This is a genomic window from Kitasatospora sp. NPDC050463 (genome assembly GCF_040655255.1).
Lineage (GTDB): Bacteria > Actinomycetota > Actinomycetes > Streptomycetales > Streptomycetaceae > Kitasatospora.
Genome location: NZ_JBFAJO010000060.1, coordinates 37466 through 58741 on the forward strand (window position 1 = coordinate 37466; position 21276 = coordinate 58741).

A 21276-nucleotide genomic window follows, 5' to 3' on the forward strand; every position below is an offset into this window, starting at 1 on the left:
GGCGGGGTCAGAGGTCGGGGTCGGAAGGCGGGGTCGGAAGGCGGGGTCAGAAGTCGAGGGGGAAGGAGCGCGGGGCGGTTCCGGTCGCGCGGGCATAGGCGTTGGCCACCGCGGCCGAGGCCGCTGGGACGCCCAACTCGCCCGCGCCGCCGGGCGGTCCGCTCGGCGGCAGCAGATGGATCTCGACCGAGGGCGGACTGTGCCGCTGCCGGGCGTAGCGGAAGTCGGCGAAGCTGCCCTCGCGGACGGCGCCGTGGTCGATGTGGTTGCCGGCCTGCAGGATCACCGAGATGCCGTCGATCAGCGCGCCGGTCAACTGGGCCTCCAGGCCACTGGGGTTGATGACCCGGCCGAGGTCGGCGGCGATCACCGCCCGGGTGACCCGCGGCAGGCGGGGATCGGTGGCGTCGAGTTCGACCAGGTAGGCGACGCGCCCGCCGTTCTCGTCGTGGTAGCCGATGCCCTGGGCCTGGCCGGCGGGCATCGGGCGGCCCCAGCGGCCGGCCTGGGCGACCTTGTCCAGGACGGCCCGGCCGCCGGCGTCGCGCAGCCGGGCCCGGCGGAAGGCGACCGGGTCCTGGCCGAGCCGCCGGGCCAGTTCGTCCATCATGATCTCGTCGGCGGCGCGGACGGTGCCCGAGTAGACCGAGCGCCAGCTGCCGGTGTGCATCTCCAGCGGCACCTCGGCGAGGAGCTGGGTCGGGATGCCGACGTTGTACGGGTTCTTCTCGCTGAGCAGGAAGAAGGCCTGGGCGAGGCTGATCCCGGCCACCGAGAGGCTGAATCCGGCGGCGGTGAGGGCCTCGCCGAGCCCGTGCCGGAAGTCGGTCTGCACGGTGGCGACCCGGTGCTCGTAGCTGAGCACCTGACCCAGGCCGTAGGTGGCGCGTACCCGGTGGTGGCTGGCGGGGCGCATCCGGCCGTGGCGCATGTCGTCGTTGCGGGTCCACATCAGCTTGACCGGGCGGCCCGCCGCCCGGGAGATCCGGGCGGCCTCCAGCGCGGCGTCGAAGAACAGCCGCCGACCGAACGAGCCGCCGCCGCGCACCACATGGACGGTGACGGCGTCCTGCGGCAGGCCGAGCTCGGCGGCGATGGTCTGCTGGGCCACGATCGGGGTCTGGGAGGCGAACCAGACCTCGGCGCGGTTGGGGCGCACGTCGGCGACGGCCGTCAGCACCTCCATCGGCGCGTGGTTGACGAAGGCGAAGTCGAACTCGGCGTCCACGTACTGGGTGAGCAGCGGCGGCACGAGGAACGGAGCGTGGGCGGCGCGCAGCCGGGCCCGGATGTCGGCGTCGGAGAGCGCGGCGACCGGTCCGGGGTTCCAGGAGGTGCGGAGCGCGTCGCGGGCCTTGAGCGCCTGGTCGAAGGTTTCGGCCAGTACCGCCACGCCGCTGGGGATCTGCACCACGCCGAGGACGCCGGGCATGGTGCGGGCGGCCGAGGCGTCCAGCGTCCTGAGGGTGCCGTTGATGGTGGTGGGGCGGGCGACCACGGTCGGCACGGCGCCGGGAACGGCGAGGTCACCGGCGTACTTGGCCCGGCCGGTGACCATGTCACGGGCGTCGATCCGCCCGGTCCGCCGGCCCACCAGGCGTTGCTGGTCGGGGGACTTGGGGGTGGCGGGTACGGCCGGTACGGCGATCGTGGCCGCGGCGGCGGCGAGTTCGCCGTAGCCGGCCCGGCGGCCGTCGGGGGCGAGGACGGCGGAGTCGGCGGTGCGCAGGGTGTCGGCCGGCAGGGACCAGCGACGGGCGGCGGCGGTGACCAGCCGGGCCCGGGCGGCGGCGGCCACCGCCCGGACCGGGTCGTACAGCGAGCGCACCGAGTTGGAGGCGCCGGTGAGTTGGTTGAACAGCAGGTCGGGACGGCCGTCGGAGAGCGGGACGTCGACGTCGCCGAGGCGGGCGTCGAGCTCGTCGGCGACGAGCATCGCGACGGTGGTGGTGAGGCCCTGGCCGACCTCCAGTCGGGGCAGGTGGAGCGCGGCGCGGCCGTCGGCGGCGATCTCCAGCACCAGCAGGTGGGCGGTGGGCAGACCGGCGACGATCAGCGCGTCGCCGAGGTCCAGGATGTCGGGGATGCCGGGCAGGCCGATCAACTGTGGTGCGGCGGCGCCCTGTTCGGCCTCCGCGGCATGGGTGGCGGCGGGTGCGGTGGCGTCCAGACCGGCTCGCGCGGCGATGGTGAGGGTGGGGGCGGCGAGCAGGTACGTGAGGAAGCGGCGGCGGCCGGTGGACGCGGTGGCACGGTCGGGGGCGGTCGGGGCGGCGGTGTCCCGCGTGCTGTCCGAGGGTGCGACGGAGGTGCTGATGGCAGGAGCCCTTCGAGCCGGGGTCGGCTCCGGCGGGGCGGACCTGGGCGGCCCCGGCCCCGGTGCCGGATCACGAACGCGGTCGAGCATAGGAGTGGGTTACTGGCCGGTCAACACGGGCACTTCGGGCCGGAAGGGGCATCTGTGGGGATGTCGGATGGGGCGGGTACGGACGGCACCGCACCGCGCGGCGGCCTCCTGGGTACCGCCAAGCGGGTGAACGCTGCTCCGTGTTCGTACGGAGGTTCACCCCTCGGGTGCGGTGCGCGTGCGGTGCGGGTGCGGGCACGGGCGGCCCCGGGGTCCGCGGGAGACGGCGGGCGCGCGGTCGGCGCGGACCGGTCCTGGTGGACGGGACCGCGCCGACGTCGCGCGGGAGTCAGCTCCCCGCGGGCTCCGGGAACCCGAACCGCGCGAGCAGCGCGGCGGTGTCGAGCAGTTGGACGCCCAGCCCGGCGACCTCCGCCAGTCCCTGCTCGCTGGTGCGGGAGATCGCGTCGGGAACGGCCACCACCCGGAAGTCCCGCTCGCTGGCCTGGATCAGGCTGGCCCGGGGACAGTTCGGGAAGTTGCAGCCGACGAAGACCACGGTGTCCACGCCGTGCCGCTCCAGCAGTTCCTGCAGCGGCGTCCGGTAGAACGCCCCCCACCGCGGTTTGAAGATCGCGTACTCCTTCGGCCCCAACTCCTGGGCCCGTCCGGCCAACAGGAGCGCGGGGTCGAGCGGGGGCGCGCCCTGCGGGGCGAGCGCCGGGGCGAGCCCGCTCCCCTCGGACCCGGGCGCGACCAGCTCGGTGCCCGAGGCCAGCAGGGTACGGCGGACCAGGTCGGCGTTGCCACCGCCCTTCTCGTACAGCCGGACGATGTGGACGACCGGGCGGCCGGCGGCGCGGAAGGCCTCGACCGTCCGGCGCACCTGTGGCAGGACCTCGGTCGTCCCGGGGATGCCGTAGGGGCTGTCGGAGAGGAAGTCCCGCTGCAGGTCGATGGTGACCAGGGCGGAGGACTCCGGGTGCGGTTCGAGGTGCGCGTCGGCCGTGGTCATGCCGCCTCGATGAGGTCGGCGAGGAAGCGCTGCTCGATCCGCTCGACCGTGCGGAAGTCGTCGACGCTGACCTCCTGGAGGTCGATGGTGCGGCCGGAGATGCTCTCCAGCAGGTAGATGAACTCCAGGAAGTCCAGGGAGTCGATGAGGCGGCCCTCGATCAGGTCCTCCTCGCGGTCGATCTCCCGGTCCAGCTCCGGGTTCTTGGCGTTGATCCACTCGATGATCTGCTGCATGACTGCTCCTGGGGGTTCGAAGGGGTCCGACGACGACGGCGACGGGGACGGCGACGGCGCTGTCCGGGCGGGGCTCAGCCCGCGCTGCCGGCGGCGCTCCCGCTACCGGCGGTGCGGCCCACCAGGAGGCGGGCCGACTGCTCGGCGGTGGGCAGCACCTCGATGTCCGACAGGCCGGCCGCCGTCATCAGTTCGGCCATCTCGTCGGTGGTGTAGCTGCGGCCGCCGCTCCAGAGGGCGAGGGCGGAGAGGTTGTGCAGGGTGGTGAAGACCGGCGCGGTACGGGACTCCTCCAGGAAGTGGCCGTGCACCAGCACGCGGCCGCCGGGACGCAGCGCCGCCGCCGAACGCCCCAGAATGGAGAGGCAGTTCTCCGGGCTCTCCTGGTGCAGCACGTTGGAGAGCAGGACGACGTCCGCGTCGGTGCCGAAGGCGTCCTGGTAGTAGTCGCCGGTCCGGGCGGTGATCCGGTCGGCCAGGCCGGCCTCGCCGATCACCTTGCCGGCCAGCTCGACCACCGGCGCGAGGTCGACCACCTCGGCCCGCAAGCCCTCCCAGACCCGGCAGAACGCGATGCTGTAGCTGCCCGCGCCGCCGCCGACGTCGATCAGCCGACGGGCGTCCTCGGCCGGCAGCGCCCGGGCGACCGCCTCCGCGGTACGGGAGTTGTACTCGTGCATGCCGAGGATGAAGTCCTCGACGTACGCGGGGTCGTCGGTCAGCCGCTCGTTGCGGTCCTCGACCGCGCGGCCCTGCTCCAGGGCCTGGCCGAGCCGGCCCCAGGGCTGGTACCAGCGGCCCATCACCCGTACCCAGCGCACCAGCGACTCCGGCGAGCCGGTGGTCAGCAGGCGCTCGGCGGTACGGCTGTTGCTGTACCCGCCGTCGGCGCCACGGGTCAGCAGCCGCAGGGCGGTTGCGGCGTCGAGCAGCCGCAGTGCGGAGTCGGTGGGGACGGCGCAGCGCTCGGCGACCTCCTCGGCGCTCAGCGGGCCGTCGGCGAGCGCGTCGAAGACCGAGAGCTCGACCGCTGCGATCAGTACCTGGGAGTGCCAGTAGCCGAACGCCAGTTGGCTGACCTGGGTCAGTGCGAGGTCCAGGGCCATCAGGTCAGGTCCTTTCGGAAGCAGAAGAATGAGGAGGTGAGGAGTCGACGGGGGCGCCGCTGGAGCGGGCACCGTCGCCCCCGAGAGCGGCCAGGAACTCGTCGCGGAAGCGGGCGACCACCCGGCCGGCGGGTTCGACGGCCGTCACCCGGCCGCTGCCGAGGCCGGCGTACCGGGCCATGGCGTCGATCCGTCCCTCCGCTTCGACGGTCGGGGCGGCCGCGGAGCCGCGCGGCACCGGGCGGCGCACCCCCATCACGGTGGTCCAGGCGATCAGGGTGGCCGGCGGCGGCTCGGGCGGGTCGGTCACCGGCCCGCGCAGCACCCGGTGCGGCCGACCGGGCCAGCCGATCGAGAAGCGGTCGGTGATCAGGGTGTCCGCACCGGTGGCCGCGACGACGGCCCGCTTGTAGTCGTCGTGGGCGGCGGACTCCGTGGTGGTCACGAAGACCGTGCCGCAGAGCGCCCCGCTCGCCCCGGCCCGGAGCGCGGCCAGCAGGTCGCCGCCGTCGGCGACGGCACCGGACACCAGGACGGGCGGCTCCTGGTCGTAGGCGGCCAGCAGCTCGCGCAGTGACCGGGTGCCGAGGTGGTGGCCGCCGGCCTCCGTGCCCTGCAGCACCACGGCGTGGGCGCCCAGCTCCGCGGCGGCGGCCGCGTCCTCGGGCGTGCCGACCTGGACGAGCAGCCGGTGTCCGGCGTCCAGCACCCGGCGGGCCTCGGCCTCGGGGGGCAGGCCGTAGCTGTTGAGGACGAGCTGCCGGTCGGCCGCCTCGATCAGCGCACCGATCTGCTCCGGCAGCAGCCGGCCCGAGACCTCGGGGATCAGGTTGACGCCGAAGGTGCGAGCCGTTCGGCGGGCGGTGTCGCCGATCAGCTCGACGGCCAGCGCCCGGTCGCCCTTGTAGAGCGCGACGGTGCCCAGCGCGCCGGCCTCGCTGACGGCGGCGGCCAGCGCCGGCCCGGCGATGCCGCCCATGCCGGCCTGGACCAGGGGGAACTCCACGCCGAGCGCGGCGGCGCCACGCTCGGCCGCGGCGATCACCCGGGCCCGCTCCCCGGGGTCAGCCGCGGACATCGCGCACCCGGGCCAGGGCCTTGTCGGCGCTGCCGTGGGCGAGCAGCAGGGCGTGCACCCAGCGCTCGACACCGAACGCGGTGCAGCTGCTGTGCGCGGTCCGCCCGCCCGAGGTGATGCCGAGCCGCTCGCCGAAGAAGTTGCGGTGGCGGTTGACCGAGGCGATGGCGGTGCCGTCGGTGGCGACGAACTCGTACTTCACCGGGTCCAGGGCCATCAGCTTCGCCCGGGAGCCCGTCCGGTCGTAGAACGGGTCGTTGGCGGGCTGGTAGGACAGCTCGACGCCGAGGCGGCCGGCCAGCTCCTCGACGAAGACCCGGGAGGTGGCGAGGTGGTCGCGGGCGCCGTCGGCCGAGCCGAAGTAGACGACCTCGCGCATGTGGAAGCCCCAGAGCCGGCGCAGGCCGTCGTAGTGGTCCTCGTTGCGGAAGCAGCGGCCGACCGCGGTCAGCCGCAGTTCCTCGCCGACCTCCTGACCTTCCAGGGAGAGCAGCACGCCGTAGCAGGTGGCCGAGGGCAGTACGTAGCCGGTGGGCTCGACGGGCTGCCGGCCGGCCTCCGCACCGGCCGCCAGCTCGTCGACGGCCTGCTCGGACAGGCGTGCCGCGAGCACCCCGAGGTGGGGGAAGTTGCGGAAGTAGTCGAGCTTGGCCAGGCCCTCCACGGGCAGCAGCGGCGGGCCCACCACGGCGGGCGCGGCGACCTGGTCGGCCAGGCCGGTGAAGAGCGCGTCGAGCTCCAGCAGCAGGGCGGCCCGGTCGGGGTCCAGGGCGACCAGGCCGGGGCCGGGGTCGCGCAGCCGGACGGCGGTCGGGGCGGGCTCTACGGTCGATGTCATGGGGCGGGACCTCGTTCTCGTGGCTCTCGTGATTCTCGTGGGTGTGCGCGTGCCGGGTGTGCTTCGTCGCCGGCGGCGGCGGTGGGGCCGGGGGCCCCGGGGGTTCAGGCGGCCTTCGGCGCGAGCACGCCGATCCGGCGGTAGAAGGCCGTGGTGCGGCTGACGATGGCGTCATGGACGGGCCCCCGGGCCGGGTCGGCGAGCAGCCGGGTGCGGAAGGCGAACGGCTCGGGGATGCCGGCGTCGCGGTAGACATCCACGCTGTACAGCTGCTGGATCGAGGCGTTGACGTACTTCTCGATGTACTGTCGGGCGGCGGCCAGCTCCTGCTCGTCGCCGGCCTCGCGGAGCCGGTCCCAGAGCGCGCGGACCAGCTGGGCGCCGAACGCGATGTGCCGCGACTCGTCCTGGTGGTGGACCCGGTTGATCGCCCGGATCGTCTCCGGCAGCGCGGCGTCGCCGGCCATCCTGCTGTTGAAGTGGTCGACGATCTGCTCGAAGATCAGGATCCGGCTGAAGACGATGAAGTTGTCGAACAGCGCGGAGCGCTTCTGGTCCCCGAAGCTCATCGCCCGGTTGGGGTAGAGCTTGCCGCCGTAGCGGAGGCAGAACTCCGCGAAGAACCACATGTGCTCGTTCTCCTCCCCCAGGAAGTGGTGGAAGAACGGCGTGGGGATCTCGTAGCCCGGCGCGTGGATGCGCGCCACGACCTCCTGCATCAGCTCGCGGATGCCGTGCACGTTCAGACTGTAGAAGTTGACGCTCTCCCACTTGGCGAGCGCCAGGTACTGCTCGCGGGTGAGCTCGGCGGCCGCATCGGTGCCGTGGACCGTCATCAGGTCCTCGCTCATCCACAGGGCGCCCTCGGGGATGCCCTCCGGCCAGTCGAAGGTCTGGTACGGGTTGTAGTACTCGTTCTCGGCGGCGGTGGTCAGACGCTCGACGGCGGCGCTGACCTCCTCGTCCCAGACGGCGGGCGCTGTGCTGCTCATGGGTGTTGCTCCTGTGCGGTGGTGGGGCTGCGGACGTGCTTCGGAAGGGGGGAGAAGGAGGTCAGGACCCGGCGACCGGGAGGGTGTCCAGGGCCGGTAGGCCGGCCGCGCTCTCCACGAGCAGGTGCTCGAAGGCGCGCAGCAGCCGCTCGATCTCCGGCCGGGGGATCAGCGCGGTGTCGGCCATCAGGTAGAGCAGGCAGGTATCGGGCTCGTAGGTGGTGTGCACGAAGAAGTCGGCGTCCTGGCGCTCCCAGGTGCCGATCAGCGAGACCTCGGTCTTCGCGGTCAGGGCGCGCAGCTGCTGTGCGGAGCCGTCGGTGCCCGGCAGCTGCTCCCAACGGTCGTGCAGGCGGACGTCGTTGAAGAAGGAGGAGAGCCGCAGCGCGCCGCCGCTCGCCTCCCGGGCCGCGTCGATCACCCCGTCGACCACCAGCGGGTCGTACTGGGCGAAGCGGTAGGCGTTCATCGCGGCGAGGAAGGTGGCGCGGATGACCTCCTCGAAGGTCGGCCGGGCCACGTCCAGCGAGAACAGCGCGTTGGCGGTCATCGCGGCCACCAGTCGGCGGCTGCGCTCGTCGTGCCGGTTGACGGCGATCAACTGCAGGACGGCGGTGCTGTTTCCGGTGTAGGAGCCCAGCAGTGCGGCGGTGCCGGCGAGCAGGACGGTACCGGTGCTGACGCCGCAGCGGTCGGCGAGCGTGCTGGCGGCCACGGCGGTGGCGGGCGAGTTCATGCAGAGCCGGACGAAGCGGTCGGCCCCGGACCCGGCAGCGGTTCCGGTCTCGCCCCCGGCCCCGGGCCCGGCAGCGGTTCCGGTCTCGCCCTCGGTCCCGGTCCCGGACCCGGCCCCGGTCCCGGGCTCCGGCTCGGTCTCGACGGGCGGAACCGGTGCGGGCGGGAACATCGCGGGCGGCACGCTGGCCAGGCTCCGGCGCCAGTACTCGACCGACGCGGCGCCGCGGGCGGCGCCCGGGCCCTCGGTCTCGAACCGCGCCTGGTCCAGCGGCTGCCAGGCCGGCGGCTCCGGATCCTGCCCGGCCAGCAGGTCGCGCAGGTCCTGCTCGACCTGCTGCACGCCCCAGAAGTCCACGCCCAGGTGCGAGAAGACCAGCGCGACGTGGACCGGCTCGCCCTGCTCCAGCACCAGGGCGCAGCGGAAGGGCCACTCCTCGCGGTGCCGGAAGGGCTCGGCCGCCAGCGTCCGGGACACCTCGTCGGCGAGCGTCGCGCCCTGGCCCGGCGGGGCCTCGTGGACGGGGGCGGCCAGCTCGCCGGAGGCGGACACGTACTGCACCGGTCCGTCCTCGGTCTGCTCGAAGCGGGTGCGCAGCGCCTCGTGGCGGGTGAGCAGCCGGCCCAGCGCCACCTCGACCTGACTGATCGTCAGGCCCGGTGGGGCGGCGACGACCCGGGGGATGTTGTAGTAGTGGGCGCCCTCGTCGAGCCACTGGATGGACTTCCAGATGGCGCGCTGGCCCCAGGTCATCGGGGCGCTCTCGGTCCGGTCCCCGTGGAACCGGAGGGAGCCGACACGACGGTGTTCCATGCCTATGCCTCTCGGGGCTGCGCTGCGTCAGGCGGCGCGGTCGGTTGACGGCGTGGTGCGGGTGGGTCCGGCGGGTCCCGTCCGGGCGCCACGGCGGTGGGGCGCCTCGGGACGCGGTGCACCGGGGATGCGGGTGCGCCGGGGGTCGCGGTGCGGACCGGGCGTGCGGGTGCGCCGCTCGGGGCGGTGCGGGCGGGCCCGGGTGGCCGCTGCGCGCGGCCGGTTCGGCGGAGCGCGAAGCGGGCTGTGCGGCGGTGGGACTCCGCGGTGAGCGGGCTGCCGCGGTGAGTGGGACGCCGCGGTGTGTCGGACGCTGCGGTACGGGAGGCTGCGGAGGTGGGGCTGGCTTGTCGGGCCTGGCCCTCGGTCCGGCTTCCAGAGGTGCGGGGCCACCGATCGGGCGGCGGCCCACGTCGACCCCGGTCCGAGGTGAAGGACGAAAGCGCCGACCTGCCGGCCGGTTTGCTCCCATCCGCTTCGGACCCTAGCGACCCCCGCTTCCGGTTGTCCAGCATCTTCCGGCGGTCCGCCCGGCCGGGCCCGGCCGCGGTGACGACCCGGGGCCGGCAGTTCCGGGAATTCCTTGACGTGACCACTGGTCTAGTCCAAGCTGATCGCGGCGCACGATCATGAGCAGCAGCGGAACAAAATCGGTTGTCACCCACGCCCGCCCCTTCCGCCGACCGCCCGGGTACCCCGTGGCTCCTGCTCGCGCCGAACCGCACAGCCGCCGGTCCTGCTTCGGGGTGTCTTCCAGCACCGGCACGAACGACCGCGGTCGACGACGCGTCACGCGTCCGCCCTTCTCGTCGGCTTGTCAGTACGCCGGCTCCGCCCGTCCACCGGTTCACGTCTCCCAGTTCACCCAGCTCGTCGGTCCATCGGCTCGTCGGCTTCGTCAGCACATCTGTCCACGGGGGTTTCAAGGTGCCGTCTTCCGTTCCGTCTGCCGACGCCGGATGGCTCGGCAGCCGCATCAGGCGCTGGCGCGCCGTTGTCGAGCTGCTGCGTCACGCCGGTGCCGGCCTGCTCGTATCTGCCGTGCTCGTCCACCTCGTGGTCGGGCTGCTGCCGATCGCGTTCATCGCCTGGACCAGCCGCGTCATCGCGGAGATCCCCGCCGCCACGGCGGCCGGGGGCACCACCGGGGCGGCCTGGGAGAAGGTCGCGGCCGCGCTCGGCATCGCCGTCGGGGCGTTCGTCCTGCAGCAGTTGCTGACCCCGTTCCAGACCGTGATCAGTGAGGTGGTCACCCGCCGGGTCGACGGCGCCTGCATCGGTCGGCTGATGGACGGCGCGCTGAGAGCCCTGCCCGCGGCGGAGTTGGAGCGGCAGGAGGTGCTCGATCTGCTCTCGGACGCCCGCAGCGCCTTCGACCGGGCCCGGCCCACTCCGGGCGACGCCGCCGCGGGAGCCCTGGCGCTGATCGCCCGCTATGCCCAACTGGCGGGCGCCGCCGTCATGGTGGCGGTTACGCTCGGTTTCCTCCCCGGAGTCATGGTGGCCCTCACCGCCCTGGTCATCCGGTTCGGTCAGCGGGGCTCGCTCGGGCGCTTCGCGGCCCTGCTGGGTTCGCTGGCCGGTCCGCGCCGCCGGGTCGGCTATCTGCGGCGCGCCGCGGGCGGGACCGAACTCGCCAAGGAGACCCGGATGCTGGGGCTGCTGCCCTGGCTGCTCGGCCGCCACGAGCGGGAGGCCCGCGACTACCTGGAACCGCTCTGGACGGGGCGCCGCCGACTGCTCTTCTGGCCCTTCGTCGGCCTCGCGGTGGTCGGCCTGCTCGGCGGCGGCACCGCGCTCGTCGTCCTGGCCCGCAGCGGAGTCGACGGCACGCTGTCGCTGCTCCAGCTCTCGGTGGCCCTCCAGGCCGTGCTGATCCCGATGCGCTTCGGGGTCTACTTCCCGGAGAGCGACGTCCAGACCCAGTACGGGCTGGCGGCCTACGACTCGCTGGTCCGCTTCGAGGCCCTGGCGCAGGACCGCCTCCGCGTGCCGCGCACCGCCGCCGTCACGGCCCCGCCCGCCGTCGACGGTCCGCCCGCCGGTGCGACTCGGTCCGCCGTCACGGCCCCGCCCGCCGTCGACGGTCCGATCCGGTTCGAGGGCGTCGCCTTCCGCTACCAGGAGGACGGCCCCGACGTGCTGCGCGGGCTGGAGCTGGAGCTGCCACCCGGCCGGTCCACCGCGATTGTCGGCCTCAACGGCTCCGGCAAGACCACCCTGGTGAAGCTGCTGGCCGGGCTCCACGAGCCGACCGAGGGCCGGATCACCGCCGGTGGCACCGACCTCGCCGGGCTGCCCGCCGAGGACTGGCAGCGCCGGATCGCCGTCATCTTCCAGGACTTCACGCGCTACCAGCTCACCGCCGCCGAGAACATCGGCATGGGCCGCCCGGAGCTGCTCGGCGACCGCGAGGCGCTGCTCGCCGCCGCCGAGCGGGCCGGAGCGGCCGAGATCGTCCAGCGGCTCCCGAAGGGCCTGGACACCGTCCTGTCCACCCAGTACGAGGGCGGTAGCGACCTCTCCGGCGGGCAGTGGCAGCGCATCGCCCTGTCCCGCGCGCTGCTCGCCGTGGATGCCGGGGCCTCGCTGCTGATCCTCGACGAGCCCACCGCGCAACTCGACGTGCGGGCCGAAGCGGCGTTCTTCGACCGCTTCCTGGAGATGACCGAGGGCATCACCAGCGTCATCATCGCGCACCGCTTCTCCAGCGTGCGCCGCGCGGACCGGATCGTCGTCCTGGCCGACGGCGGCGTGGTGGAGAGCGGCACCCATGAGCAGTTGATGGAGCTCGACGGCCGCTACGCCGAGCTGTTCCGGGTCCAGGCGGAGCGGTTCGCGCGCGAGGAGGGCGCCGGCGAGAGTGCCGACGCCGAGCACGCCGACGCCGAGCACCCCGACGACGAGCAGGCCGACGACGATCAGACCGACGGACAGGAAGAGGACCGCGCCATGCGCCCGGTGGGTGCCCGATGACCACACTGCTCCACGCCGTGCGCCGGCTGCTGCGGCTCGCCGCGCACTGCGACGCCCGCCGGCTGACCCACGCCGTCCTGCTGATGACCGTCGGCTACCTGGCCACGCCGCTGATCGCGGTGAGCCTCAAGGAGCTGACCACAGCCGCCATCGACGGCACCGGCTCGGCCGCCACCTGGCTGGCCCTGACCACCGCCCTGCTGCTGGTCGTCGAACTGACGATGAATCACTTCGCTCACCTCTCCTACTTCGAACTGGGCGAGTTGGAGGAGCTGAGCCTGCAGGCCGAGGTGATCTCGATCGCCCATGGCGACCGCGGCCTGGAGAAGCTGGACCGCGCCGACGTCGCGGACACCCTGACGCTGATCCGCGAGGAGCTGCCGCGTACCCGGGCCGCGCTCGAAGCGGTACTCCAACTCGGCGGCCTGGGACTGCAGATGGCCGTCACCGCGGTGCTGCTCGGTTTCCTCGACCCGTGGCTGCTGCTGCTCCCGCTGTTCGCCGTGGTGCCCGTGCTGGTCGGCAATCGGGCCCAACTCCTGGTCGACCGCGGCAAGGAGGCCACCGCGCCGGAGAACCGGCTCGGCCGCCACCTGCTCGAACTCGCCACCACCCACGCCTCCGTCAAGGAGGTGCGACTGTCCGGCGCCGCCTCGGTGCTGATCGAGCGGCACGGCCGCGACTGGCGGGGGGCCACCGCTGTCCTGGCCCGCGCCCACGCCAAGTCCGGACTGCTGCGTGCGGCAGGCCAGTTGGCCTTTGCCGGCGCATACGGGGGAGCGATCTACCTGGTCGCGCGGCAGACCGTGAACGCCGGGGCGGGCGCCGGGATCGGCGACGTCATCCTCGTCATCACGCTCGCGGCGCAGGTCAGCCTGCAGGTCTCCAGCGCGCTCGCGCTGCTCTCGGTGCTCCAGGGCGCCGGCCGCACCCTGCAGCGGCTGGACGGTCTCCGTGAACCGAGCCCGGCGGGCACCGCGGGAGCGGTCGTCCCCGAGGTCATGACGGCCGGCATCCGCCTGGAGGGCGTCACCTTCCGGTACCCGGGCCAGGAGCGGCCCGTCCTGGACGACGTCACCCTGGACATCCCGGCGGGCGCCGCGCTCGCCGTCGTCGGTGAGAACGGCGCCGGCAAGAGCACTCTGGTCAAGCTGCTGTGCGGGCTCTACCGGCCCACCGCCGGCCGGATCCTGGTCGACGGAGTGGATCTGGAGGAGTGCGACCCGCAGCTCTGGCAGCGCCGAGTGGCCACCCTGTTCCAGGACTTCGCCCGGCTGGAACTGCGGCTGCGCGACAACGTGGGCATCGGGGACCTGGAGCGGCTGGACGACGACGCGGCGCTCACCCAGGCGCTGGAGGCGGCCGACTGCGGCCCGGCGCTGGCCCGCGTCGACGGCGACCTCGACGGGCTGCTGGGCCGTGGCTACGGCGACGGGGCCGAACTGTCCGGCGGCCAGTGGCAGAAGCTCGGCCTGGCCCGGGCACTGATGCGCCGTCGGCCGCTGCTGGTGGCACTCGACGAGCCCGCCTCGGCCCTGGACGCCACGGCCGAGCACGCCCTGTTCGAGCGCTTCGCCGACCTCGCCGCCCAGGCCCGGGCCGACACCGGTGCGATCACCCTGCTGGTGTCGCACCGCTTCTCCACGGTGCGGATGGCCGACCTGATCGTGGTGCTGGAGGGCGGCCGGGTCTCGCAGGTCGGCAGCCACGCCGAACTGGCCGCCACAGCGGGCCTGTACGCCGAGCTCTACCGACTGCAGGCCCGCGTCTACCGGTGAGCGGCCGGGTGCGGCCCCGGCCCGGGGTCGCACCCGCGGCCCTTCCGGCCGGGGCCTTCGCGGGCCGTCCCGGGCCTCCGGAGGCGAAGTGGCCCACTCTCCTGGTACCTCACTGGCCCTGCCGGGCGGCACACCTGCCCCCTAGGATCGGTCCTGTCAGCGTCACCGAGCGGCCGACGGCCGCCCGATCCGGGAGAGCTGTGTCGAATCGATCCATCCCGCCGGCCGGGGCCCGACGGACCCTCGCCACCGCCCAGTTGATCAGCTCGATCGGCGACGGGGCGTACTTCACCTGCTCGGCGCTGTACTTCACCCGCGTCGTGGGCCTCTCACCCGGCCGGCTCGGTCTCGGCCTCGCGGTGGCCTGGGCGGTGGGGTCGTTGGCGGGAGTCCCGCTCGGCCACCTCGCCGACCGGCGCGGGCCGCGGGGCACGGCGGTGCTGCTGGCGTTCGCCACCGCCGCGGCCGTCGCTTCGTTCCTGGTCGTCCACTCCTTCGGGGGGTTCCTGCTCGCCGCCTCCCTGTACGCCACCGCGCAGTCCGGGCTCACCGCCGCGCGTCAGGCGCTGGTCGGCGGCCTCGTCGCACGGGCGGAGCGCACGGGGCTGCTCGCCCGGCTGCAGTCGACGCTCAACGCGGGCCTGGCCCTCGGCGCGGCCGTCGGCGGCGTCGTCCTGACGGTCGGTACGAGGACGGCCTTCCTCGCCGCCTTCCTGCTCACCGCGCTGGGGTTCCTGACCGCGGGACTGCTGCTGCTGAGGCTGCCCGAGGTGGCTCCCGGCCGCGACCGGACGGGCGCCGCGCCCAGGCTGGAGGTGCTCTCCGACCGGCCGTTCGCCGTCGTGACGCTCCTCAACACCGTCCTGCTGCTGCGCATGCCGCTGCTCAGCCTGGTGATCCCGCTCTGGATCGCCGACCGGGCGCCCGGGCTGGGCTGGCTGGGCTCGGCCCTGTTCGTTCTCAACACGGTCGGGGTGATGCTGTTCCAGGTGCGGGTGGCCCGCCGCGTCAGCGGACTGCGCACGGCCTCGCGGGCCGTGCGCGAGGCCGGGCTCGTCCTGCTCGCCTCCTGCGGGGTCTTCGCGCTGGCGGCGGCCGGGGGCCTGCCGCTCTGGGCGCTGGGTGGGCTGCTGGTCGCCGCGGCGGCGCTGCAGGTCGCCGGTGAGCTGCGGCAGTCCGCCGGCTCCTGGCAGATCGCCTTCGACCTGGCACCGGCCCATCAGACCGGCCAGTACCAGGGCTTCTTCGGCTCGGGCGTGGCGGTGGCGCGCACGGTCGGACCCCTGCTGCTCACCACGCTGCTGTTGACCTGGGGTGTCCCCGGCTGGCTGGTGCTGGGCGGGATCTTCGCGGCGGCCGGCTGGGCGATGGGGCCGGCGGTGCGATGGGCGGAGCGTCGGCGGCCGGGGGCGGTCGCGGCGGCGGGCGTCGGTGTCGGGCCGGATGTCGTGCCGGTCTCCGGGCCCGATGCCGTAGCGGATGTCGTTCCGGACGCCGTGGCGGAGCGAGCGGCTCCGGCGGCCGCGCCCGCCCGGCGCTGACCGACCGGCACCACCCGCGGAGCCGGCTCCGCACGGACCGCCCGCGCCGATCACAAGGTGGCGATGTACGGTCACGGCACGGTGGATTTTGCGCCGGATCCTGCCCCGATAGCGGGAAAATATCGGACAGATGACGTCACGCCAGAAGAATCTACGACCGCACGTGGTCTTCCCCTCCCGAGTACCGGCTGCCAGGCTGACCGGGTTTGCTGAACCGGAGGAGGTTACGTGTCCCGCATCACCAGTCTGACCTTGGCGGTCGCCAGCGCGTTCGCGCTCGTCGCCGGTACCGCCGTCGCCGCGTCGGCGGCACCGGATCCCGGCGTGGCGGCCGCCGAGGCCCGGGTCGATCCGGTCGCCTGGACCCCGTGCAATCCCGATCCGTCCAAGCCGGACCCGGGGATCTACGACTGCGCCGTCTATCCCGTGCCACTGGACTACGCGGACCCGTCCGGCGAGAAGATCGGCATCGCCATGATGCGCCGACGCGCCGGCGACCCGGCCAAGCGGATCGGCTCGCTGTTCCTCAACCCCGGTGGCCCGGGCGGCAGTGGCTATCTCTGGGCGACCAGCACCCGTTTCGACCCCGAGGTCCAGGCCCGCTTCGACCTGGTCGGCTTCGACCCCCGCGGCGTCGCGCGGAGCAACCCGCTGAAGTGCTTCACCACCGACGAGGAGGCCGGCGCCGTCTTCGACCGGATGACCGGAGTGCCGGTCACCGCGGCCGAGGTCGACGGCACACTGGCCGCCACCCGGGACTACACCGACGCGTGCGACCGCAACGCCGGCCCGCTGATCGAGCACATGTCGACCGAGAACGTGGTCCGCGACCTCGACCGGATGCGCCGGGGCGTCGGTGACAGCCGCCTCTCCTTCGCCGGGTTCTCCTACGGCACGCTGATCGGCGCCACCTACGCCAACATGTACCCCGACAAGGTCCGCGCGCTGATCATCGACGGCAACGTCGACCCCAATCTGCGGCTGCACAACGGCCTGGAGTACGACAAGCAGCGCGCGGACGGCTTCGAACTCGCCCTGGACGAGTACCTGAAGCGGTGCGGGACGGTCGGCGCGCCGCGCTGTGCCTTCGGCGAGGGCGACACCCGGGCCAAGTTCGACGCGATCCGCGACCACCTGCGCACCTCCCCGGTCACCCTGCCGAACGGCACCCAGGTGACGCTGTCCAGCTTCACCAGCCAGGTCGCCAACGCCCTGTACGCGCAGAGCCGGCAGGCGCCGCTGGCCGCCTCGCTGCAGGCGCTGGACGATGTCCTGCGGCAGCAGAAGGCGCCGGCGCTGACCGCCCCGAAGAACGCGGACGACGCCAACGTGCTGGCCGTGACCGTGCCCGCCGCGCTGCGCGAGGCCCCGGCGGACACCCCGTACTCCGCCGACGACTCCTACTACGGCGTCAACTGCCAGGACAAGCCGTACCCCTCCAACCCGCGGGTCTTCGCCAATCTGGCCCGCTCCTGGGAGCGTGAAGCGCCCACCTTCGGCCGTTACCAGGCCTTCGACGCGCCCGCCTGCGCGACCTGGCCGGCCCCGGCACGCGACGTCGAGCGGTACACCGGTCCCTGGAACCGGCGGACCGCCACCCCGGTCATGGTGATCGGCAACCTCTTCGACCCCGCCACCCAGTACACCTTCGCCAAGCGCATGCAGCGCCAGCTCGGCAGCGCCGTCCTGGTCAGCGTCGACGTGATCGAGCACTGCGCGGTCGGCCGGAGCAAGGAGCTGAACAAGCTGGTCACCCGCTACCTGGTGGACCAGGCCGTGCCGGCCCCCGGCCAGCTCCTCAAGCCGGACGCCGAGGCCTTCCCGCCGGTGGCCTGACCGGAGCCGGGGGCGACCCCGGACCGACCCCGTCGGCCCCCTGCCCGTCGCGGCAGGGGGCCGACCGTCGCGCCGGCCCGGGTATCCAGTAAGTTTCTCTTCGGAACTGAGTCAGTACTGGAAGGGAACCCACGGAGATGACCCCGGACACCGGCCGACCGGACCCGCAGCAGACCTGGACCGCCGTCGACACCTACTTCAACGGCCTGCTGGTCGAGGAGGACGCCGCCCTGCTGGCCGCCGTGGCCGACAGCGAGGCGGCCGGCCTGCCCCCGCACCAGGTGGCGCCCAACCAGGGCAAGCTGCTCTCGCTGCTGGCCCGCGTGCACGGCGCCCGCCGGGTGCTGGAGATCGGCACCCTCGGCGGCTACAGCACCATCTGGCTCGCCCGCGCGCTGCCCGAGGGTGGCCGGCTGGTCACCCTGGAGGCCGACGAGCAGTGCGCCGCCGTCGCCACCTGCTCCATCGAACGGGCCGGGCTCGCAGAGGTCGTGGAGTTGCGCACCGGCCGGGCGCTGGACACCCTGCCGCAGTTGGAGAAGGAGGGCGGCGAACCCTTCGACCTCGTCTTCATCGACGCCGACAAGCCCAGCAACCCCGCCTACCTGGAGTGGGCGCTGCGCCTCACCCGGCCCGGCAGCCTGATCATCGGTGACAACGTGGTCCGCGACGGCGCCGTCACCGACGGCGCGAGCACCGACCCGCGGGTCCAGGGCGTCCGCCGCTTCACCGAGCAGATCGCCGCGCACCCCCGGCTGACCGCCACCGCCGTGCAGACGGTGGGGGAGAAGGGGTACGACGGCTTCGTGCTCGCACTGGTCACGGGCTGACCCGGACTGCCGGACCGCCGGAACGAGAGCCCGTTGCCCGCTGTCGAGCCCCCGTGAGAGCATCGAGGTCCAACGGTCCGTGCCCTTTCGTTTACGCTTCGCAGCGCGAATGAAAGAGTGCGGGCCGTTGCCATGTCCACGGTTTTGAGAAATCCACCGAGATCTGCGAATGGCCGGTACCGTTTGATGTACACACCAGCGCCGACAGAAGCCCGCATCGACGATGCGAGCAACATCCTGGTTGCGCCTTCGACGTTGCGGGACAGTGACGTGATCAGGGACTTCTTCGGGTCCACCATCACGCCGGAGGACCTTGCGTCTGGTTCGCCCGACCTCGCGCAGAAGACCGTCTACCTGTGTGGCGACATATCCGGGATCAGCGGCCGCCACCTGCGTGCGGCTGCTCGGATATTCGTCATCCGGGAGCTGTCACACGGTTACCACGAGGACGTCGACGAGCCTTGGACCCTCATCGACCTCGGCCGAGTTCCCATCCGCGTGCACGGTGTCGGCGTGTACTACCGTCGCTTCTTCGGACTCGACGCCGATCACTTCGGGCGGATCCGTGCGGAGCACAACTTCCAGTCCCTGACGGAGTCCACCAAGCCTGGAACAGCCCACCGCAGCGGAATCTACCTGACGCCCGTCGCACGAAACGGTGACGAACTCCATTTCCGCCTGCTTCGGTGCTCCACGAATCTCTCGGGGCCGACCGAGAGCTTTCGCCCGACCGATACGCACATCGTCGAGGCTCTGAACCGCGAGGCCGCCGCCGTCTTCCGGAACCAGGCGCCGCTGAATCACGTCCTCGCTCAGACCTACCACAACATCCTTGCCACGGCCGATCGCAAGCAGTCCAAGGCCAGGATCTCGGCCCATGCCGACAAGACCAAGGACATGCCCGTCAACGGCATCATGGCCTTCTGTACCTTCTATGACCGGCTCGACGGGCTGCGGCCCCTGGCCGAGGACGCCTTCGACCACGGCGTGAAGGGGGCCAGCGGGCTGACCAGACTTCACTTCCGCCTCAAGGAGCGGATCGAAGAGCCCGACGGCGTCGCGCTCCCCGAGCAGTTCACCCTCACCCTCTATCCCGGCTCCGTGTTCTTCATGCCGCTGTCCACCAACCGCCTGTACGCGCACGAAATCCGGCCCTCCATGCTGGACGCCGAGTTGCTCCCGACCCGTCTGGGATACGTGGTTCGCTGTTCGAGCACCGAAGCCGTGCACAAGAACGGCCACACGTTCCTCAAAGTGGCCGGCGACTTGGTGAAGCTGGGGCCACCCACACCGGCCGGCATGGACGAGCTGCGCAGGCTGTACGCCGAGGAGAACAGGACCTCGTCCTTCATTGATTACGGCGACGAATTCCTCTTCAGTATGAACACGGGAGACTACATTGCCCCCCGGATCTAGGATCTCGGACGAGATCCTCTCGTACACTTTGCCGACCGAGGAGAATCTCTTCGCGGAGCTGGCCGCGTCGGCTCGTTGGGAAGACGTGGGAAAAGGCCGGCGGGGCGCGGTGCTTGCCAGGATCGAAGAGGCGGGTGATGTGCCTCTCGTGCGCACTACCACGCGGTACGGCAGCCCGGCGCAGCGTTTCCGGGATGTGCACGAACGGCTTGCCCGGCGGATTCAAGAGCGTGCGGCGCTTTCGGTCGGATTCAACAATGCTCTCATCGAGAGCTACACGAACGCTTACACGACCATGGGCAGCCATTCCGACCAAGCCCTCGATCTGGCCGACGAGTCGTTTATCGCCGTCTTCTCCTGCTACCAGGATCCCGAAGCGAGCCCGCCGAGGAAGCTGATCTTCGAATCAAAGGGGACCGGTGGCGAGAAGTTCGAGATCCCCCTCGCCCACCACAGTGTCGTCGCGTTTTCCGTCGACTCGAATCGGCGGCACAGGCACAAGATCGTATTGGATGCGCCCGTCCAGGCGGCGGACGCCACCTGGTTGGGCGTGACCTTTCGAACGTCAAAAACACTCGTTCGGTTTCGCGACGGGCAGGTGTACCTCCCGCAGGGTTCGCCCCTCCTGGCGGCCGACGATGAGCAGAGGCGCGAGTTCTACCGACTGCGGCGCCGTGAGAACAATGAGACGGACTTCGTCTACCCCCCGCTGACGTACACCATCAGCGAGAGCGATCTGATGCCGCCCGTCTGACCCCGAGGGCTTGTCTCGTCTCAGACCTCGTCGAGCGGGACGTCGGGGTTCGCAAGCCGGTCCAGATCCACCGTCCGGGCGGAGCGGACGAGTTCGCGGATCGGGTCGGTGACGTCCCAGACGTTCACGTTCATGCCCGCCAGGACCTTGCCGTCGGCGAGCCAGAAGGCGATGAACTCGCGGGTGGCGGGGTCCCCGCGGAAGACCACCCGGTCGTAGCCGCCGGGCTCGACGTAGCCGGTGTACTCCATGCCCAGGTCGTACTGGTCAGTCGAGTAGACAGCCAGGCATGCCGCCTGAGCTGCCCGTTTGTTCGATATGGGAGACTCGACCAATGCACCGCACAGCCCCGATGCCCGACATGGAAGAGGTCGACCTCTACCTGCGCAAGTCCAAGAAGATCCGCACGGAGGACCCGCGCGATCTTCTGTCCGTGCAGACCCAGGAGGAACTGGGCCGCGCATGGGCGGCCAAGAACGGGAAGCGGGTCCGGGAAGTCTGGGTGGACAACCTGTCGGCGTGGTCGGACGTGACGCGGCCCGAGTTCGACAAGGCTGTGTCCGCGGTGCTGGCCGGAGAGGTGCCGATCCTGTGGTGCGCGTTCCTGGACCGCTTCACCCGCAAGGGGGCGGACGAGATCGTGCCCATCCTCGGCACGGCCAGGGTGATCTTCGACTACGAGGGTCTGGACAGCTCGATCGAGCGCGATCGGCGGTGGATCATCGACCGGGCCGAGCAGGCGCGCGAGTTCTCGCAGCGTCTGAGCTTCAACCTGACCGCCACCAAGGCCACGCAACGCAACGCGGGGAAGTGGCTCGGCAGGCTGCCCTACGGCTTTGAGTTGGACGGGCCGGACACTCGGAAGCTCAAGAACAGTGCGGACACATGGCGCTACTGAACTTGATTGGGTGATGTCGGGGCTGTTCGCCTGACGGTGGGGCTGTGGATCCGGTAGCCCTGGGGCATGAGGTACGCGCAGGGCGG

Annotated in this window: 16 protein-coding genes and 1 pseudogene; 8 read left to right on the forward strand and 9 right to left on the reverse strand. The window is 72.3% G+C overall.

Translation table 11 applies throughout. The features are described 5' to 3' along the window. Positions 1-46: 46 nt before the first annotated feature. The 8 genes from AB0J08_RS30335 to AB0J08_RS30370 form a co-directional block, all read right to left on the reverse strand. Positions 47-2407: a molybdopterin cofactor-binding domain-containing protein gene (locus AB0J08_RS30335; RefSeq protein ID WP_360641051.1), complete on the reverse strand. Its 2361-nt coding sequence runs from the start codon at positions 2405-2407 to the stop codon at positions 47-49. 289 nt (positions 2408-2696) lie between these two features. After that, positions 2697-3362 (reverse strand): isochorismatase family cysteine hydrolase, encoded by a 666-nt coding sequence (locus tag AB0J08_RS30340; protein WP_360641052.1) that lies wholly within the window; start codon positions 3360-3362, stop codon positions 2697-2699. After that, the gene (locus tag AB0J08_RS30345; protein WP_329491118.1) at positions 3359-3598 is read right to left on the reverse strand and encodes an acyl carrier protein; all 240 of its coding nucleotides are present in this window, start codon (positions 3596-3598) and stop codon (positions 3359-3361) included. Before AB0J08_RS30345 ends, AB0J08_RS30340 begins: the two co-directional genes overlap by 4 nt. Before the next feature lie 74 nt (positions 3599-3672). After that, positions 3673-4704, reverse strand: a complete 1032-nt coding sequence (locus tag AB0J08_RS30350; RefSeq protein ID WP_360641053.1) for a class I SAM-dependent methyltransferase — start codon at positions 4702-4704, stop codon at positions 3673-3675. Between the two features lie 4 nt (positions 4705-4708). Then, the gene (locus tag AB0J08_RS30355; RefSeq protein ID WP_360641054.1) at positions 4709-5782 is read right to left on the reverse strand and encodes a nitronate monooxygenase; all 1074 of its coding nucleotides are present in this window, start codon (positions 5780-5782) and stop codon (positions 4709-4711) included. After that, positions 5769-6620 carry an aminoacyl--tRNA ligase-related protein gene (locus AB0J08_RS30360; RefSeq protein ID WP_360641055.1) on the reverse strand — a complete coding sequence of 284 codons (852 nt, stop codon included), beginning with the start codon at positions 6618-6620 and terminating at the stop codon, positions 5769-5771. Before AB0J08_RS30360 ends, AB0J08_RS30355 begins: the two co-directional genes overlap by 14 nt. Positions 6621-6724: 104 nt before the next feature. After that, the gene (locus AB0J08_RS30365) at positions 6725-7612 is read right to left on the reverse strand and encodes a diiron oxygenase (RefSeq protein WP_360641056.1); all 888 of its coding nucleotides are present in this window, start codon (positions 7610-7612) and stop codon (positions 6725-6727) included. A gap of 61 nt (positions 7613-7673) precedes the next feature. Next, the gene (locus tag AB0J08_RS30370; RefSeq protein ID WP_360641057.1) at positions 7674-9161 is read right to left on the reverse strand and encodes a condensation domain-containing protein; all 1488 of its coding nucleotides are present in this window, start codon (positions 9159-9161) and stop codon (positions 7674-7676) included. Positions 9162-10088: 927 nt separating this feature from the next. Here AB0J08_RS30370 and AB0J08_RS30375 point away from each other — a divergent pair. From AB0J08_RS30375 to AB0J08_RS30405, 7 genes are all read left to right on the forward strand, one after another. Next, a complete protein-coding gene (locus AB0J08_RS30375) occupies positions 10089-12137 on the forward strand; it encodes an ABC transporter ATP-binding protein (protein ID WP_360641058.1) in 2049 nt (682 codons plus the stop codon). Next, entirely contained in the window at positions 12134-13915 is a 1782-nt protein-coding gene (locus tag AB0J08_RS30380; RefSeq protein ID WP_360641059.1) for an ABC transporter ATP-binding protein, read from the forward strand. The genes AB0J08_RS30375 and AB0J08_RS30380 overlap by 4 nt, the downstream gene beginning before the upstream one ends. Positions 13916-14115: 200 nt before the next feature. Continuing rightward, entirely contained in the window at positions 14116-15456 is a 1341-nt protein-coding gene (locus AB0J08_RS30385) for an MFS transporter (RefSeq protein ID WP_360641060.1), read from the forward strand. Between the two features lie 228 nt (positions 15457-15684). Continuing rightward, positions 15685-17292, forward strand: a complete 1608-nt coding sequence (locus tag AB0J08_RS30390) for an alpha/beta fold hydrolase (RefSeq protein ID WP_360641061.1) — start codon at positions 15685-15687, stop codon at positions 17290-17292. A 137-nt stretch (positions 17293-17429) separates the two neighbouring features. Continuing rightward, a complete protein-coding gene (locus AB0J08_RS30395; RefSeq protein WP_360641062.1) occupies positions 17430-18122 on the forward strand; it encodes an O-methyltransferase in 693 nt (230 codons plus the stop codon). A 186-nt stretch (positions 18123-18308) separates the two neighbouring features. Then, positions 18309-19538 (forward strand): hypothetical protein, encoded by a 1230-nt coding sequence (locus tag AB0J08_RS30400; RefSeq protein ID WP_360641063.1) that lies wholly within the window; start codon positions 18309-18311, stop codon positions 19536-19538. Next, complete coding sequence (locus tag AB0J08_RS30405; RefSeq protein WP_360641064.1) at positions 19522-20292, forward strand: hypothetical protein; 771 nt, start codon at positions 19522-19524, stop codon at positions 20290-20292. Before AB0J08_RS30400 ends, AB0J08_RS30405 begins: the two co-directional genes overlap by 17 nt. Before the next feature lie 20 nt (positions 20293-20312). Here AB0J08_RS30405 and AB0J08_RS30410 read toward each other — a convergent pair. Next, positions 20313-20564 (reverse strand): annotated as a pseudogene (locus AB0J08_RS30410) (oxidoreductase C-terminal domain-containing protein); the annotation flags it as partial. Positions 20565-20653: 89 nt separating this feature from the next. On the opposite strand from AB0J08_RS30410, the gene AB0J08_RS30415 reads away from it, so the two are divergent. Further along, positions 20654-21190, forward strand: coding sequence for a recombinase family protein (locus AB0J08_RS30415; RefSeq protein WP_360641065.1), 537 nt, complete (start codon positions 20654-20656; stop codon positions 21188-21190). Positions 21191-21276: the final 86 nt, after the last annotated feature.